Raw genomic sequence first — 13977 nt, forward strand, 5'->3', positions numbered from 1 at the left:
GGAAGCGGACCGGAAGGGGTGGATCCGGCGCGCGGCGGGCGGGGGTCACAATCGGCTCCGGTTCGCGTACCGTTGCGGCTCATGGGTGTGTCGCAACGGTTGAAGACCAGGTTCCGTCGATTCCTCCAGCGCCCGGGGACGACAGTCGACCTGGCTCCGCTGGAGAAGCTGCTGCCGGCGATCGAGGCGCGCGAGGCGGAGCTGGAGCAGCTGTCCGACGCCGAGCTGACCGAGGCCGCCGGCCAGGCGTCGGGTTACGAGGAGATCTGCGCGATCGGGCGCGAGGCGGCCCGGCGCGGGCTCGACCAGCGCCCCTACGACGTGCAGCTGCTCGGCGCGATGGCGCTGCTGTCCGGCAAGGTCGCCGAGATGGCCACCGGTGAGGGCAAGACGCTCACCGCCACCGTCGCCGCGTACGGGCACGTGCGGCTGGGCAACGGCCCGGTGCACGTGCTCACCGTCAACGACTACCTGGCCCGCCGGGACGCCGAGTGGATGACTCCTGTCTACGACCTGCTCGGGCTCACCGTCGGCTGGGTGAACGAGGCGTCCACGCCCGACGAGCGGCGTGCCGCGTACGCCTGCGACGTCACCTACGTCTCGGTCAGCGAGGCCGGCTTCGACTTCCTGCGCGACCAGCTCGTCACCGACCTGGCCGACCGGGTGCAGCCGCCGCTGAAGACCGCGATCGTGGACGAGGCCGACTCGATCCTGATCGACGAGGCCCGGGTGCCGATGGTGCTCGCGGGCGCCGTCGGCGGCGAGCAGGACCCGGTGCACGCCGCCGCCGCGCTGGTGCGCGGGCTGCGCAAGGGCAAGCACTACACGGTCGCCGACGACGGCCGCAGCGTCGCCTTCACCTCGGTCGGCCTCGCCACCGTCGAGGCCAAGCTCGGCGGCATCGACCTGTACGACGAGGAGCACGTCGGGCAGCTCTCCGCGGTGAACGTGGCGCTGCACGCGCACGCCCTGCTGCACCGCGACGTGGACTACATCGTCCGGGACGACTCGGTCGAGCTGATCGACGAGATGCGCGGCCGGGTCGCCCAGCGCCGCCGCTGGCCGGACGGGCTCCAGGCCGCGGTCGAGGCGAAGGAGGGCCTGGACGCCACCGCCGAGGGCGAGGTGCTGGGCACGATCACCGTGCAGGCGTACATCGCGCTCTACCCCACTGTCTGCGGCATGACCGCCACCGCTGTGCTCGTCGGTGACCAGCTCCGCGAGTTCTTCGGCCTCGAGGTCGCGGTGATCCCGCCGAACACCCCCTGCGTCCGCGAGGACGAGCCGGACCGGATCTACGCCACCCGCGCCGAGAAGGAGGAGGCGCTGGTCGACGAGATCACGCGCTGCCACCAGGCGGGGCGGCCGGTGCTGGTCGGCACGCTCGACGTCAAGGAGTCCGAGGGGCTGGCCGCCGCGCTCGAGGCCGCAGGGGTGTCCTGCGTGGTGCTGAACGCGAAGAACGACGACGAGGAGGCCGGCATCATCGCCGAGGCCGGCGCGTACGGCGCGGTGACGGTCTCCACCCAGATGGCCGGCCGGGGCGTGGACATCCGGCTGGGCGGCAGCGACCAGGCCGACCGGGACCGGGTGGCGGAGCTGGGCGGCCTCTACGTGATCGGCAGCGGCCGGCACGACAGCCGTCGGGTCGACGACCAGCTCCGCGGCCGGGCCGGCCGGCAGGGCGACCCGGGCGGGTCGGTGTTCTTCGTCAGCCTGGAGGACGACCTGGTGGTCCGGCACGCCGGCGACACCGTGCCGCCCTCACCCCGGATGAACGCCGACGGCCTGGTCACCGACCCGCAGGTCGACTACGCGGTCGAGCACGCCCAGCGGGTCGCCGAGGGCGTCAACCACGAGATCCACCGCAACACGTGGCGCTACAGCCAGGTGATCGAGCAGCAGCGCAAGGCGCTCGCCGAGCGCCGCGAGCGGCTCCTGACCAGCGACATCGCCGCGCTGATGCTGCTGGAGCGGGTGCCGGAGAAGGCCGGCGAGATGGACGAGGACCTGCTCGCCGACGTGGCCCGCAAGATCGCCCTCTACCACCTGGACCGGCTCTGGGCCGACCACCTGGCCGAGCTGTCCGAGGTACGCGAGGGCGTGCACCTGCGGGCGCTGGGCCGGCTCGACCCGCTCGACGAGTTCCACCGCAGCGCGGTGCCGGCGTTCAACGCGCTGGTGCCCGAGATCGAGACGCGGACCGTGGCCACGTTCGAGGAGACCGAGTTCGACGAGGGCTGGGAGCCGGACTCGTCGAAGCTGGTACGGCCGAGCGCCACCTGGACGTACCTCGTGCACGACAACCCGTTCGGCTCGGAGCTGGACCGGCTGATCGCCTCGGTGGGCCGCCGGCTCATCTCCGGGTCGCGCTGACCGTCGCGAAGGGCCCCTTCCCGGTCCCGGGAAGGGGCCCTTTTTGCGCGGTTTCGCACGCGGTCTGCGAGGGTAGTAGGCCGGGGCCCGGCCACAGGAGGGACGGACATGGGACAGGCAACGGTGCCGAACGGGGAGACCGCGTGGACGGTGGGTGCCACACCCCGATGAACCTCGACACGCGCCAACCCATGATCGACAACCTCAACGTGCTGGAGACGGCCGCGCTGCTGCGTGAGCTGACCGCCGGCCTGATCGGTGCGGCCGGGTTCGACGAGGCGCTGGACCGCCTGGTCCGGATCGCCCACGACGCCGTGCCGGGCGTGGACTGCTGTGGCTTCACCGTGCTGCGCGCCGGTGAGCCGGCCGGGGTGGCCGCCTCCGACCCGGACCGCGCCGAGCTGGACGACCTGCGGCACGGTCCGGACACGCCGGCGATGGCCGCGATCCGCCGCCGGGAGATGATCATCTCGGCCGGGCCGCCCGGCGAGACGCGCTGGCCGGCCTGGAGCGAGCGGGCCCGGGCGCTCGGGGTGCACGGGGTGATCTCCGCCCCGGTCGACGTGGACGAGCAGGTGATCGGCGCGATCAACCTGTACGCCGAGTCGCCCGGCGCGCTCACCCCCCGGCATCAGCTCACCGCCATGCTGCTCGCCGAGCACGCCGGGCTGCTGCTCGCCGCCGCGCGGGACCGCGAGCGGGCCGCCACCCGGGCCGGCCAGCTCGACGACGCGCTGCTGGCCGAGGGGGTGGTCGGGCAGGCCGTGGGCGTGATCATGACGCAGCGGGGCTGTCCGGCACCGGAGGCCCTTCAGGTGCTGCGCAGCGCCGCGTCCTCGCTGGACATCCCGCTCCGCGAGGTGGCCGAGCGGCTCGTGCTCACCGTCTCCCGGCCCCGGGACAACTGAGCGACAGTCGTTTCGCCTCGCGGCGCCTCGGGTAGCACTCTGGACTGGTGAGCTGCGCCGACCTGGGGAGGAAGCGATGCAGAGCCGGCTGCGGGTGCAGGGGCATCCCATCCAACCGATGCTTGTCACGTTCCCGTTCGGCCTGTTCGTCTGCGCCGTGGTCTTCGACCTGGCGGATGTGGCCGGTGGTCCGGCGTTCCTCGGCGAGGTGGGCTACTGGACCGCCGTGGCCGCGCTCGTCGCCGCCGGGCTCGCCACCGTCGCCGGCCTGGTCGACCTGTGGGACGTCCGCGCCGGGCGGACCAGCCGGACCGTGTTGACGTTCAACCTGGTGAACGCCGTCATGGCGGGGCTGTTCCTGCTGTCCTGCCTGATCCGGGCGAACGCGCCGCAGCGGGGCGCGAACGGCGCCCTGCTCGCCGCCGAACTCGTCGCGCTCGCCGTCGGCGCGGTCGGCGTGGGCCTGGGCGCGCGGTTGATGCAGCAGTTCGAGCGGGTCACCGAGCCGAGCGGCTTCGAGACGTTCGGCGACGTGCCGGCCGGGTCCACCGTCGAGATCGCCCGCCCGCGCCCGTTCTGACCCGGCCGGCACCGACGAGCTGAGTCGCCCGGACGGGCGGATCAGCGCCGGGGGAGCGTTCGTCGCGTCTCTCTCATCGAGGCCCGCCGGGCCGGTGGGCAACGGCGTGGTGCGCGGCCAGCACGTCGGCGCCGAAGTCACCGGCCGGGCGGCGCAGGACGGTGTGCGCGTGGTTGCCGTCGTCTGTGGTGTTGTCGTACTCGATCAGCAGGTCCTCGCCCTGCACCCGGTAGTAGTGCCGCCGGCCCGGCTCGACCGGGCCGGCCCAGGCGAAGTGCAGCTCGCCGCCGTCGAGCCGGTCGGCCTCCCGGGCCGCCAGCTCGGGCGGCAGCCGGTCCAGGTAGAGCGCGACCAGCCGGTCGAGCAGCGCCCGGCCGGTCGGCCGCAGCCGCCCCCGGGGTACGCCGAGCGGGTCGAGCCGGCCGGGCGCGGTGGCCCGGGTGGCGCTGATGATGTCGGCGGGCGCCTCCGCGGCGATGATCGCGGCGGACCGGCCGCCGGGACCGAGCGCGTCGAGCAGCTCGCGGGCCAGGTCCTCCTCCGGGCCCAGCGGCCGGGTGACCGGGCGGCCGGCGTGCCGGACGGTGGCCGGGTTGGCGCCCAGGAAGATCGGCGCGGGGGAGACGCGGTCGTCGGCGACCGTCATGCTCACCGACAGGTGGTGTCCCTCGAACCGCCAGCCCCAGCTGTCGTCGCGGGCCGGGTCGCCGAAGACGGCCACCCAGTAGTCGCCGCTGTGCCGGCCGCGCCGCCAGTCCTCCGCCCGGTCCAGCACCTCTTCGAGGGCCATCACGCTCATGGCCTGCGCGTACGCGGCCGGGCTGAGCGCGGTGGCGAGCAGCCGGTGCGCCGCCTTGCGGGCGGTGACGTCCAGGCCGGCGAGCGTGACGCCGGGCCGTGGCCGGGGCCGGTACTCCAGCCACCGGCGGGCCGGCTCGTCGTCGAGGGCGTGCCGGGCGGCATGGCGGGCCGGTTCGTCCAGCGCGGCCAGGAACGCCGTCGCGGCGGTGCGCATCTGCTCGGGTACGGGATCGTCCACGGTCCCTGTATACCGCTCGCCGGTCACGCGCGGCCGAGCAGCGCCAGCATGTCGGGCAGCTCGAAGAACCGCGCGGTCTCGACGGCGGACGGGCCGCCGTGGTCCGGGTCGGCGCCGGCGTCGAGCAGCGCGCGGACCGCCGCCTCCTGGCGCCGGAACACGGCCGCGGCGAGCGCGGTCTGTCCCCTGTCGTTGACCCGGGCCGGGTCGGCACCCCGGGCCAGCAGCGCGGCCACCGTCTCCGGGTGGGCGTGGTACGCGGCGAGGATCAGCAGCGTGTCGCCCTTGGCGTTGGTGAGGTTGACCGGCAGCCCGGCGTCCACGTTGGCGGCCAGCTCCTCGGTGGCGCCGGCCCGGGCCAGGTCGAACATCCGGTGGGCGAAGGCGATGGTCTCGTCGTCGAGTTCGTCGGGCATCCGCCCAGGCTATGGCGTCGCGGCCGGACGCGCCTGGTAGCTTCGCCAGCCGGGCACGGGAGGCGCGGGCATGGACGATCGGGTGTACGTGGGCAACGCGGCGGTGGACGGCGCGACCGACGCGGGCTGGCTGCTGGGCCACTTCAAGCCGGCCGGGGACGTGCGGCACAGCACCGACGTCGAGGTGAAGTGGGGCCTGCACCCGGCGGGGGAGACCCGGTCCCGGTGGGCCACCGGTGAGCGGCGTACCGCCCTGCTGGTGCTGATCAGCGGCGCGTTCCGGATCGAGTTGCCGGACCGGACGGTGGTGCTGCGCGCGCCCGGTGACTACGTGGTGTGGGGGCGAGGCGTGGACCACTCCTGGTACGCCGAGCGGGAGTCCACGGTGCTCACCGTCCGCTGGCCGTCGGTGCCGGGTTACAAGGTGGATCCGCCGGTCCTCCGCTGAGCGCGACCGGCGTCCCAACATCTGGTATTACCTACTAAACCGATAGGCTTTACCGTCTAAGCTGTGCGGGTACATCCGCTCCGCACCGTGAGGACGCACCGCCGATGACCAGCACCGCTCCCGCCGACCTGCTCGCCGTCGCCGCCCGCTGGGCCGACCCCCACGCCTGGCCGGTGCCGCTGCGGTTCGAGGCGTCCGACCGCTGGTACGCCCGGCTGGACGCCGACGACGAGCACGAGGTGTGGGCGTTGAGCTGGCTGCCCGGGCAGGGCACCGACCTGCACGACCACGGCGGCTGCGCGGGCGCGTTCCTGGTCGTGGCCGGCGTGCTCACCGAGGAGACGGTCGGCGGCGGCCGGCTGCGCCCGCACCGGCTCGCCGCCGGAGCCGGCCGGCGCTTCGGCGTACGGCACGTGCACCAGGTCACCAATCACGGCGACGCGCCCGCCGTCAGCGTGCACGTGTACCGGCCGGCGCTGACCCGGATGACCCGCTACCACCTCGTCGCCGGCCGGCTCCGGGTCGCCGAGGTGGCCCACGCCGGCGTGGCCTGGTGACACCCCGCAACCCCGACGAACGGAAGGACGCCCCGATGGCGCAGACCCCCACCCGCACCGAGCGCTGTCCGGTCCCACCGCCCGGCTCGCGCGGCATCGACGAGATCCTCGCCGCCGCCCGGGCCCGCCTGCGCCGCCTCGACCCGGAGCGGGCCCACCTGGCGTGCCGGGGCGGCGCGCTGCTGGTGGACATCCGCCCCGCCGCCCAGCGTGCCGCGCAGGGCACCGTGCCCGGCGCGCTCGTCGTCGAACGCAACGTGCTGGAGTGGCGCTTCGACCCGCGCTGCGCGGCCCGGCTGCCGCAGGCGACCGGCTACGACGTCCCGGTGATCGTGCTCTGCCAGGAGGGCTACACCTCGTCGCTGGCCGCCGCCGCGCTCCAGGACATCGGCCTGCGCCGGGCCACCGACGTCGTCGGCGGCTTCGCCGCCTGGCAGATCGCCGGCCTGCCCACCCTCGGTCCCACCCCGCCGACCCGACCCTCGTCCGCCGCGCCCCCGGTCACCGCCGGCGGGGCGCTCCGCTGACCGTCCCGCCACGACCGGCGGGGCGGGGCGACCGCCCGCACAGGAGGCTCCCATGTCCGTCGTCGCCCTCACCACCCGTCCGGCCCGCTCGGGCCGCCCCGACCGGGCCGGGCCGCCCCGGCCGCGTACCGCACCGACGCTCACCATCACGCTCGACCTCGGCGCCGGGCCGCTGACGCCGGGGCTCGCGCGCCTGGTCGACCTGCTCGACGAACTCGCCGCCACCGGCGAGGGACTGGCCGCTCCCGACGGCCCGGCCGGCCGTACCGTGCTCGACCTGCGCCGCGGCGAGGCGCCGGCGCTCGCCCCCGGCGGCGTGCGCATCCTCACCGGCACCCGGCGGGTCCGGCACGGCGGCGCCGAGGTCATGCTCACCCGCATCGAGTACGACCTGCTGCTGTTCCTCGCCGAACACCCGCGCCGGGTGTTCACCCGCCTGCAACTCCTCGCCAACGTCTGGGGCTACGAGCACGCGGTGGCGCGCACGGTGGACGTGCACGTCCGCCGGCTGCGGGCCAAGTTCGGGCCGGACACGCCGCTGGTGACCACCGTGTACGGCGTGGGCTACCGCCTCGCCGACGACGCCGCGATCACGGTGGACCGCGACGCCTGAGCCCGGCCCGGCCGGCACGCGGCGCACCCGGATCCCGGGTGCGCCGCGTTGACCTCGCCGACGCATCCGGCATTGTGAACCCCGGGGCAGACCCCCCTACCAGAGGCGATCCGGCGCTCTGCTGTAATCAACGGGCCTCGCACGCAGAGCGAGCACGCGGCTCCGATGTGTTCGTCAAATGTCACATTCACGCAACGCAGCCGCCCCTTGACCCTCGCGGAGACGCCGGGAAGCATCGATGCAGCGGCGTCCCGGGCCGTGGGGAGATACCCGGACCAGCCCAAGGAGGACCATGTCGGTCAGCCCCGCCTCGTCGCGCGCCGGATGGCATACGTCCCAACCCGCGGTCCCCGGTCGGCCCCCCGGCGGCCAGCGTCGTCCCGCGAACACCGCTGCGCCCATGCTCACCGTCACCCTCTCCATCCCCCTGGCGTGCGAGGAGTCGCTGACCCCAGCCGCCCGCCGGCTGCTCGACGCCGCCCGCGAGATGCTCGAACACGGTGACGCGGTGGTCAGCGCGGCCACGGTTCCGGCCGAGCGCCGGCCCGACGGCGTCCCGGCCGGCCGCGCCCCCGCGCGTCCGCTCGCCCCGACCATCCCGGCCCTGCACATCCTCGCGTCGTCCCGGTCGGTGCTGCGCGACGGCGAGCCGCTGCCGCTGACCCGCCTGGAGTTCGACCTGCTGCTGCACCTGGTCGCCCACCCGCGCCGGGTGTTCACCCGGCTGCAACTCCTCAACGCGGTCTGGGGGTACGAGCACGCCGGCGTCCGCACCGTCGACGTGCACGTGCGCCGGCTGCGCGGCAAGGTCGGTGTGGACGTCCCGCTCGTCACCACCGTCTACGGCGTCGGCTACCGGCTCGCCGACGACGCCCGCGTCACCATCGACCGCACCGGCTGACACCGGGGACACCACCCGCCGATCGCCGCCGGACGGAGCCCCGACCGCCCGGAGCAGATCATGTGGTGACCCGCCCGCCCGCGCGGCACGATGGTCCGATGCGCGTCCGCCCGATCAGCCCCGACCGGCTCGTCAGCGAGCTGGCCGAGCGTCTCGCCCGCACCGGGACACCCGGCCGGCTGCGGGTCGCCGTGGACGGCCCGCCCGCCGCCGGGCCGGACGCGCTCGCCGGAGCGCTCGTCGACCCGCTGCGCGCCGCCGGCCGGCCCGTGCTGCACGTCCGCGCCGGCGACTTCCTGCGCCCGGCCTCGGTACGCCTGGAACACGGCCGCACCAACCCGGACGCGTACTACGAGAGCTGGCTCGACGAACCGGGACTGCGCCGCGAGGTGCTCGACCCGGCCGGTCCGGACGGCTCGGGCCGGCTGCTGCCGTCGCTGTGGGACACCGCCGCCGACCGGGCCAGCCGCGCCGCGTACGTCGAACTGCCGCCCGGCGGGGTGGTCCTGGTCAGCGGCGCGCTGCTGCTCGGCGGCACGCTGCCGTTCGACCTCACCGTCCACCTCGTGCTCTCCCCGGCGGCGCTGGAAAGGCGTACCGACGCCGCGCTGCGCTGGACCCTGCCCGCGTTCGCCCGCTACGCCGGCGAGGTCGACCCGGCGTCCTTCGCCGACGTGGTGGTCCGGGCCGACGACCCGCGCCGCCCGGCCCTGGTCGAACCCGCCTGACCAGCCCCTACCGACTCACGGGAAACACTCAGGAAACAGGCGGTTTGGTCCGCTGAGGGGACGGGTAATCGCCCGGCTCACAGAGCACGGGTGATCTCGTCGCCCGCGCATCCACAGTCGGACCGGATCCGGGGCGCTGGCCGCCCCGGTCCGGTATGAGGACGTAGGAAAGGCAGGCAGCGATGCTCGTCCACGACACGACAGCCACCGGCCGCTCCCAGGCGGAGGTCGACCAGATCCGGCAGTCCCTGCGGTCGCGGTACGACGAGCTGACCGCCGAGTACGAGCACACCATGGCGCAGAGCCAGGTGCTGCGGCTGGTGGAGGTCGGCGACACCGCCGGCGACGACCAGGCCGACAGCGGCACCAAGACCGCCGAGCGGGACACCGCGCAGTCGCTGCTGCGCACCATCCTGGACCGGCGGGCCCAGTTCGAGCACGCGCTGACCCGCCTGGACGAGGGCACCTACGGCTTCTGCGAGGGCTGCACCGCCCCGATCCCGGTGGAACGGCTGGAGATCTTCCCGTCCGCCACCTCCTGCGTGGCCTGCAAGCAGACCCGGGAGCGGCGGGCGGCCTGAACGCCGTTCCGGTTGCCGGTCGGTCCTGCTGCGCGGTGAACTCCCGCGATGGGTGAGATCAGGGTGGGCACCGCCTCGTGGACCGACCGGACACTGCTCGACTCCGGCTGGTACCCGGCGAGCGCCGACACGCCGGAGAAACGACTGGCCTACTACGCCCGGCAGTTCCCGCTGGTCGAGGTGGACGCCACCTACTACTCGCCGCCCGCCGAGCGGACCGCCCGGCTGTGGGCCGAACGCACACCGGCCGGGTTCACCTTCAACGTCAAGGCGTTCAGCCTGCTGACCGGCCACCCCACCCGCGTCTCCGCACTCTACAAGGACCTGCGCCCGGAGACCGGCAAGCGCAACGTCTACCCCGGCGACCTGCCCGCGCAGGCGTACGAGGAGGTCTGGACCCGGTTCCTGTCCGCCCTCGACCCGCTGGTCGACGCGGGCAAGCTGGGCGCGTTGCTGTTCCAGTTCCCGCCCTGGTTCACCATCAAGCGGGACAACAAGCAGTACCTGCTGGAGGTGGCCCGGCGGTGCGCGCCGCTGCGCCCGGTCTTCGAGTTCCGCCACGCCTCCTGGTTCGACGGCGACAACGCCGAGGAGACGCTCGGTTTCCTGCGCGAGCACGACCTGCCGTTCGTCTGCGTGGACATGCCGCAGGGGCACAAGTCGTCCGTCCCGCCGGTGCTCGCGGCCACCGCCGACCTCGCGGTGGTCCGCTTCCACGGCCACAGCGACAAGTGGACCAGCAAGGACATCCACGAGAAGTTCGGCTACGACTACTCGAAGCGGGAACTGCGCGACTGGGCGCCGAAACTGCGCGAGCTGGCCGGCGACGCCGAGCAGACGCACGTCCTGATGAACAACTGCTACCGGGACTACGCGCAGCGCAACGCCGCCACGCTCGCCGGCCTGCTGGACGCCTGAGCGTCTCACCCGATCCGGGTGAGGCCCGCTCACCCGTCCCCGCCGCAGCATGGACAGTGGCGCCGCCAAAGGCGCCGCGACGAGGAGGTGGGTCATGACGGTACGGGTGGTGGCGGACCGGCGCCGCGGTGGCGTACTGCACGTGATCGGCGGCTCCGAGGCACCCCGGCGGGGCGAGCGGCCCGGCCGGTTCAGTCCGACCCGGCTGTGGCGGGGCCCCAGCGGCCCGCCGCGCCGCGCCGACGACCGACGCTGGGAGACCGACGCACGGGGGTGAGCCCGATGGCCGAGCAGTTGTTGTCCGCGTTCGAGTCCTCGCTGGACAAGACGAACGTGATCCTCAAGGAGATCGAGTCCGCGTACGGCTGGCCGAAGGAACGGCGCAACCAGTCCTACGCCGCGTTGCGTACCGTGCTGCACCTGCTGCGCGACCGGCTGCCGGTGCGGGAGAGCGCCGAGTTCGCCCAGCAGTTGCCGGTGCTGGTGCGCGGGATCTACTTCGACGGCTGGCAGCCGGAGAACGTGCCGATCAAGCTCAACCGCGACGACTTCCTGTACGAGGTGCGCCAGGGCTTCCCGTACGACGTCGAGGGCGGCGCGCAGCGGGTGGCGCAGGTCGTGCTGGACACGTTGCGCCGGCACGTCACGCAGGGGGAGTGGCAGGACGTGAAGGCCACCCTGCCGCAGGACCTGCGTCAGCTCATTCCCTGACCGGCACCCGGACCGGCCCGTCCCGCCCCCTCGGCGGGGCGGGCCGCCGGCGTGCGCGAGACCGGCAGCCCGGCGAATGCGACAGCGTCGACGATCACCGCGCTCTACTGGAGGTTGATCGGGAAGACCTCGAACGTGGCGCCGAACCGCGCGCCGAGCCGGCTGCCGGCCGGCCGGGCCATGCCCTCCAGGAACTCCTCGGCGTCGAAGCCGCCGTCGCCGAGCCCGCTCAGGTACGCCCCGTGCGCCCGCAGCGAGGCGACACCCTTGTCGAACGTGTCGGTCACGTCCACCCCGTGCCGGGCCACCGGCGACCCGGCCGCCCACACCTCGCGGACCCGCGACCACGGCTGGACGCCGTCGGTGAGCTGCTCCGGGAAGATCCACCGGTTGCCGGCGTCGCGGACCGCGTCCAGCGTGGCCCGGCCGCAGGCGATGTGGTCGGCCTGGTTCAGCGCGTACGCCCCGTCCCAGGTCTCCCGGAAGTTGTTCGTCAGCACCACGTCCGGCCGGTGCCGGCGCACCACGGCGGCGATGGCCCGGCGCAGCGGCACGCCGTACTCCAGCAGCCCGTCGGGCAGGCCGAGGAACTCGACGACGGGCACCCCGACCACCGCGGCGGAGGCGCGCTGCTCCTCCTCGCGCACCACCCGGGCGCGCTCCGGCGTCATCCCGTCGATGCCCGCCTCACCGCTGGTGAGCAGGCAGTACACGACCTCCTTGCCCTGCCCGGTCCAGCGCGCCACAGCGGCTGCGGCGCCGAACTCCAGGTCGTCGGGGTGGGCCACCACTGCCAGCGCCCGCTGCCAGTCCTCGGTCAGCGGGGTGAGCGGTTCCGGCTGCGTCACGTGCGTCTCCTCGCCTGTCGTCCTCCCGCCATCCTGGCATCCGGCCCTCCCGGCCGCTTGCCCCGCGAACCGTCCGTACGACGGCGTCCGGGCGTCTACGGTGTGGTTAGAGAAGATCGGGCGTGGGGTACCACCCGCTGCACACGGACCCCGGCACGACGCGGGGCGGCACACCGAGGGAGCACCCATGGCATTGAACGACGACGACATCCAGAGCAGCGGCGGCAGCGGCCTGGAGGGCCCGGCCGACGGCGGTGCGACCCCGGGTCAGCACGACGGTGGCGCGGACGGCGGCGCGGAGGGCCCCGCTGACGGTGGCGCGACGCCGGGTCAGCACGACGGTGGCGCGGACGGTGGCGCCGAGGGCCCCGCTGACGGTGGCGCGACGCCGGGTCAGCACGACGGTGGCGCGGACGGCAGCGCCGAGGGCCCGGCCGACGGTGGAGCGACCCCCGGTCAGCACGACGGCGGCGCCGACGGCAGCGCCTGACACATGAGCACCACGCACGCCGACCCGCCGGGTGGCCACGGCCGCCCGGCGGTTGCGTTCTCCGCGTCCGAGGCGCTGGCCCGGTGCGTGGCGGTGGATCCGGCGAAGTTCGCCGCCGACCACTGGGGGCGCAGCCCGCTGCTGTCCCGCGCCGCCGACCTGCCCAACCCGCACGGCTTCGCCGACCTGCTCAGCCCCGCCGACGCCGACGAGCTGCTCAGCCGCCGCGGCCTGCGTACCCCGTTCCTGCGGGTCGCCAAGGACGGCCAGCTCGTGCCGGCGGCGCGGTTCACCGGCGGCGGTGGCGCGGGCGCCGAGATCGGCGACCAGGTCCTCGACGAGAAGGTGCTGGCGCTGTACGCCGACGGCGCGACGCTGGTGCTGCAGGGCCTGCACCGCACCTGGCCGGCGATCGTCGACTTCACCCGCGACCTGGGCACCGCGCTGGCCCAGCCGTTGCAGGTGAACGCCTACCTGACCCCGGCCGGCAGTCAGGGCTTCGCCACCCACTACGACACCCACGACGTGTTCGTGCTCCAGGTGGACGGGCGCAAGCACTGGCGGATCCACCCCCCGGTGCTGGCCGACCCGCTGGAGCGTCAGCCCTGGGGCGGCCGGGCCGACGAGGTCTCCGCCACCGCCGAAGGACGCCCCGAGCTGGACGTGGTGCTCGAGCCGGGCGACGCGCTCTACCTGCCGCGCGGCTGGCTGCACAGCGCCCAGGCGCAGGAGTCCAGCTCGCTGCACCTGACAGTGGGCATCAGGGCGCTGACCCGGTACGCGGTGGTCGAGGAACTGCTCGCGCTCGCCGCCGAGGACGCGCGGCTGCGCGCGAGCCTGCCGTTCGGGCTCGACCTGGCCGACCCGGACGCGGTCGAGCCGGAGCTGACCGAGACCGTCGAGGCGCTGCGCGACTGGCTGCTGCGGGCCGACCCGGCGGCGGTGGCCGGCCGGCTGCGGGCCCGGGTCTGGCCGGCGTCCCGACCGGCGCCGATCCGGCCGCTGGCGCAGGCGCGGGCGCTGGCCCGGCTGACGCCGGACAGCGAGGTCACGGCGCGCGGCGGCCTGCGCTGGCAGCTCGCCCCGGCCGCCGACGGCCGGATCACGCTGCGGGTGCCGGACCGGACGCTCACCCTGCCCGGCACCTGCGAGGCGGCGCTGCGCGCGCTGCTCACCGGCGAGGTGACGCGGGTCGGCGACCTGCCCGGCCTGGACGACGACGCCGATCGCCTGGTGCTGGCCCGCCGCCTGCTCAAGGAAGCGGTCCTGGTCCCCGCCTGACGGGCGCGATCATGAGGTTGACCGGCGGCGCGACGGCGTGTCGCGCCGCCAACCT

18 protein-coding genes are annotated in these 13977 nt (G+C 74.5%); 15 read left to right on the forward strand and 3 right to left on the reverse strand.

Translation table 11 applies throughout. From position 1 onward, the window contains the following. Positions 1-81 precede the first annotated feature (81 nt). The 3 genes from secA2 to ACGFIA_RS17090 all read left to right on the forward strand — a co-directional run bounded on the left by secA2 (position 82) and on the right by ACGFIA_RS17090 (position 3864). Positions 82-2376, forward strand: a complete 2295-nt coding sequence (gene secA2 / locus ACGFIA_RS17080; protein ID WP_393260786.1) for an accessory Sec system translocase SecA2 — start codon at positions 82-84, stop codon at positions 2374-2376. A 167-nt stretch (positions 2377-2543) separates the two neighbouring features. Beyond that, positions 2544-3284 carry a GAF and ANTAR domain-containing protein gene (locus tag ACGFIA_RS17085; RefSeq protein ID WP_393260789.1) on the forward strand — a complete coding sequence of 247 codons (741 nt, stop codon included), beginning with the start codon at positions 2544-2546 and terminating at the stop codon, positions 3282-3284. 76 nt (positions 3285-3360) lie between these two features. Then, positions 3361-3864, forward strand: a complete 504-nt coding sequence (locus ACGFIA_RS17090; RefSeq protein ID WP_393260792.1) for a DUF2231 domain-containing protein — start codon at positions 3361-3363, stop codon at positions 3862-3864. Between the two features lie 73 nt (positions 3865-3937). Here the strand turns inward: ACGFIA_RS17090 and ACGFIA_RS17095 are convergent, their stop codons facing one another. Continuing rightward, positions 3938-4903 carry a DUF3500 domain-containing protein gene (locus ACGFIA_RS17095; protein WP_393260795.1) on the reverse strand — a complete coding sequence of 322 codons (966 nt, stop codon included), beginning with the start codon at positions 4901-4903 and terminating at the stop codon, positions 3938-3940. A 23-nt stretch (positions 4904-4926) separates the two neighbouring features. Next, positions 4927-5319 (reverse strand): ankyrin repeat domain-containing protein, encoded by a 393-nt coding sequence (locus ACGFIA_RS17100; protein WP_357384188.1) that lies wholly within the window; start codon positions 5317-5319, stop codon positions 4927-4929. A 70-nt stretch (positions 5320-5389) separates the two neighbouring features. Between ACGFIA_RS17100 and ACGFIA_RS17105 the strand changes: the two genes are divergently transcribed. From ACGFIA_RS17105 to ACGFIA_RS17150, 10 genes are all read left to right on the forward strand, one after another. Continuing rightward, the gene (locus ACGFIA_RS17105) at positions 5390-5767 is read left to right on the forward strand and encodes a signal peptidase I (protein WP_357473876.1); all 378 of its coding nucleotides are present in this window, start codon (positions 5390-5392) and stop codon (positions 5765-5767) included. A 104-nt stretch (positions 5768-5871) separates the two neighbouring features. Further along, positions 5872-6324: a cysteine dioxygenase family protein gene (locus ACGFIA_RS17110; RefSeq protein WP_357473873.1), complete on the forward strand. Its 453-nt coding sequence runs from the start codon at positions 5872-5874 to the stop codon at positions 6322-6324. Positions 6325-6359: 35 nt separating this feature from the next. Continuing rightward, positions 6360-6851, forward strand: a complete 492-nt coding sequence (locus tag ACGFIA_RS17115) for a rhodanese-like domain-containing protein (protein WP_357473870.1) — start codon at positions 6360-6362, stop codon at positions 6849-6851. A gap of 52 nt (positions 6852-6903) precedes the next feature. After that, on the forward strand, positions 6904-7464 hold the full coding sequence (locus ACGFIA_RS17120; RefSeq protein ID WP_393260800.1) for a winged helix-turn-helix domain-containing protein: 561 nt from the start codon (positions 6904-6906) through the stop codon (positions 7462-7464). Between the two features lie 292 nt (positions 7465-7756). Further along, positions 7757-8365 (forward strand): winged helix-turn-helix domain-containing protein, encoded by a 609-nt coding sequence (locus ACGFIA_RS17125; protein ID WP_357384197.1) that lies wholly within the window; start codon positions 7757-7759, stop codon positions 8363-8365. Positions 8366-8463: 98 nt separating this feature from the next. Further along, positions 8464-9093 (forward strand): uridine kinase, encoded by a 630-nt coding sequence (locus ACGFIA_RS17130; protein ID WP_357473864.1) that lies wholly within the window; start codon positions 8464-8466, stop codon positions 9091-9093. 182 nt (positions 9094-9275) lie between these two features. Continuing rightward, positions 9276-9674, forward strand: coding sequence for a TraR/DksA C4-type zinc finger protein (locus ACGFIA_RS17135; RefSeq protein ID WP_269706492.1), 399 nt, complete (start codon positions 9276-9278; stop codon positions 9672-9674). A 48-nt stretch (positions 9675-9722) separates the two neighbouring features. Continuing rightward, positions 9723-10592 carry a DUF72 domain-containing protein gene (locus ACGFIA_RS17140; RefSeq protein WP_357384202.1) on the forward strand — a complete coding sequence of 290 codons (870 nt, stop codon included), beginning with the start codon at positions 9723-9725 and terminating at the stop codon, positions 10590-10592. Between the two features lie 94 nt (positions 10593-10686). Further along, positions 10687-10869, forward strand: a complete 183-nt coding sequence (locus ACGFIA_RS17145) for a hypothetical protein (RefSeq protein WP_357384204.1) — start codon at positions 10687-10689, stop codon at positions 10867-10869. 5 nt (positions 10870-10874) lie between these two features. Continuing rightward, the gene (locus ACGFIA_RS17150; RefSeq protein WP_357384206.1) at positions 10875-11303 is read left to right on the forward strand and encodes a DUF2267 domain-containing protein; all 429 of its coding nucleotides are present in this window, start codon (positions 10875-10877) and stop codon (positions 11301-11303) included. Positions 11304-11407: 104 nt separating this feature from the next. On the opposite strand, the gene ACGFIA_RS17155 is transcribed toward ACGFIA_RS17150, so the two are convergent. Further along, positions 11408-12151, reverse strand: a complete 744-nt coding sequence (locus tag ACGFIA_RS17155; protein ID WP_357478490.1) for a PIG-L deacetylase family protein — start codon at positions 12149-12151, stop codon at positions 11408-11410. Between the two features lie 187 nt (positions 12152-12338). Between ACGFIA_RS17155 and ACGFIA_RS17160 the strand changes: the two genes are divergently transcribed. Together ACGFIA_RS17160 and ACGFIA_RS17165 are read left to right on the forward strand one after the other, a co-directional pair. Then, on the forward strand, positions 12339-12641 hold the full coding sequence (locus ACGFIA_RS17160; protein ID WP_026268594.1) for a hypothetical protein: 303 nt from the start codon (positions 12339-12341) through the stop codon (positions 12639-12641). A 3-nt stretch (positions 12642-12644) separates the two neighbouring features. Beyond that, positions 12645-13922: a JmjC domain-containing protein gene (locus ACGFIA_RS17165; RefSeq protein WP_357478493.1), complete on the forward strand. Its 1278-nt coding sequence runs from the start codon at positions 12645-12647 to the stop codon at positions 13920-13922. The last annotated feature ends 55 nt before the right edge of the window (positions 13923-13977 follow it).

The sequence above is a fragment of the Micromonospora sp. NPDC049203 genome, assembly GCF_043197215.1.
In the GTDB taxonomy this organism is placed as follows: domain Bacteria; phylum Actinomycetota; class Actinomycetes; order Mycobacteriales; family Micromonosporaceae; genus Micromonospora.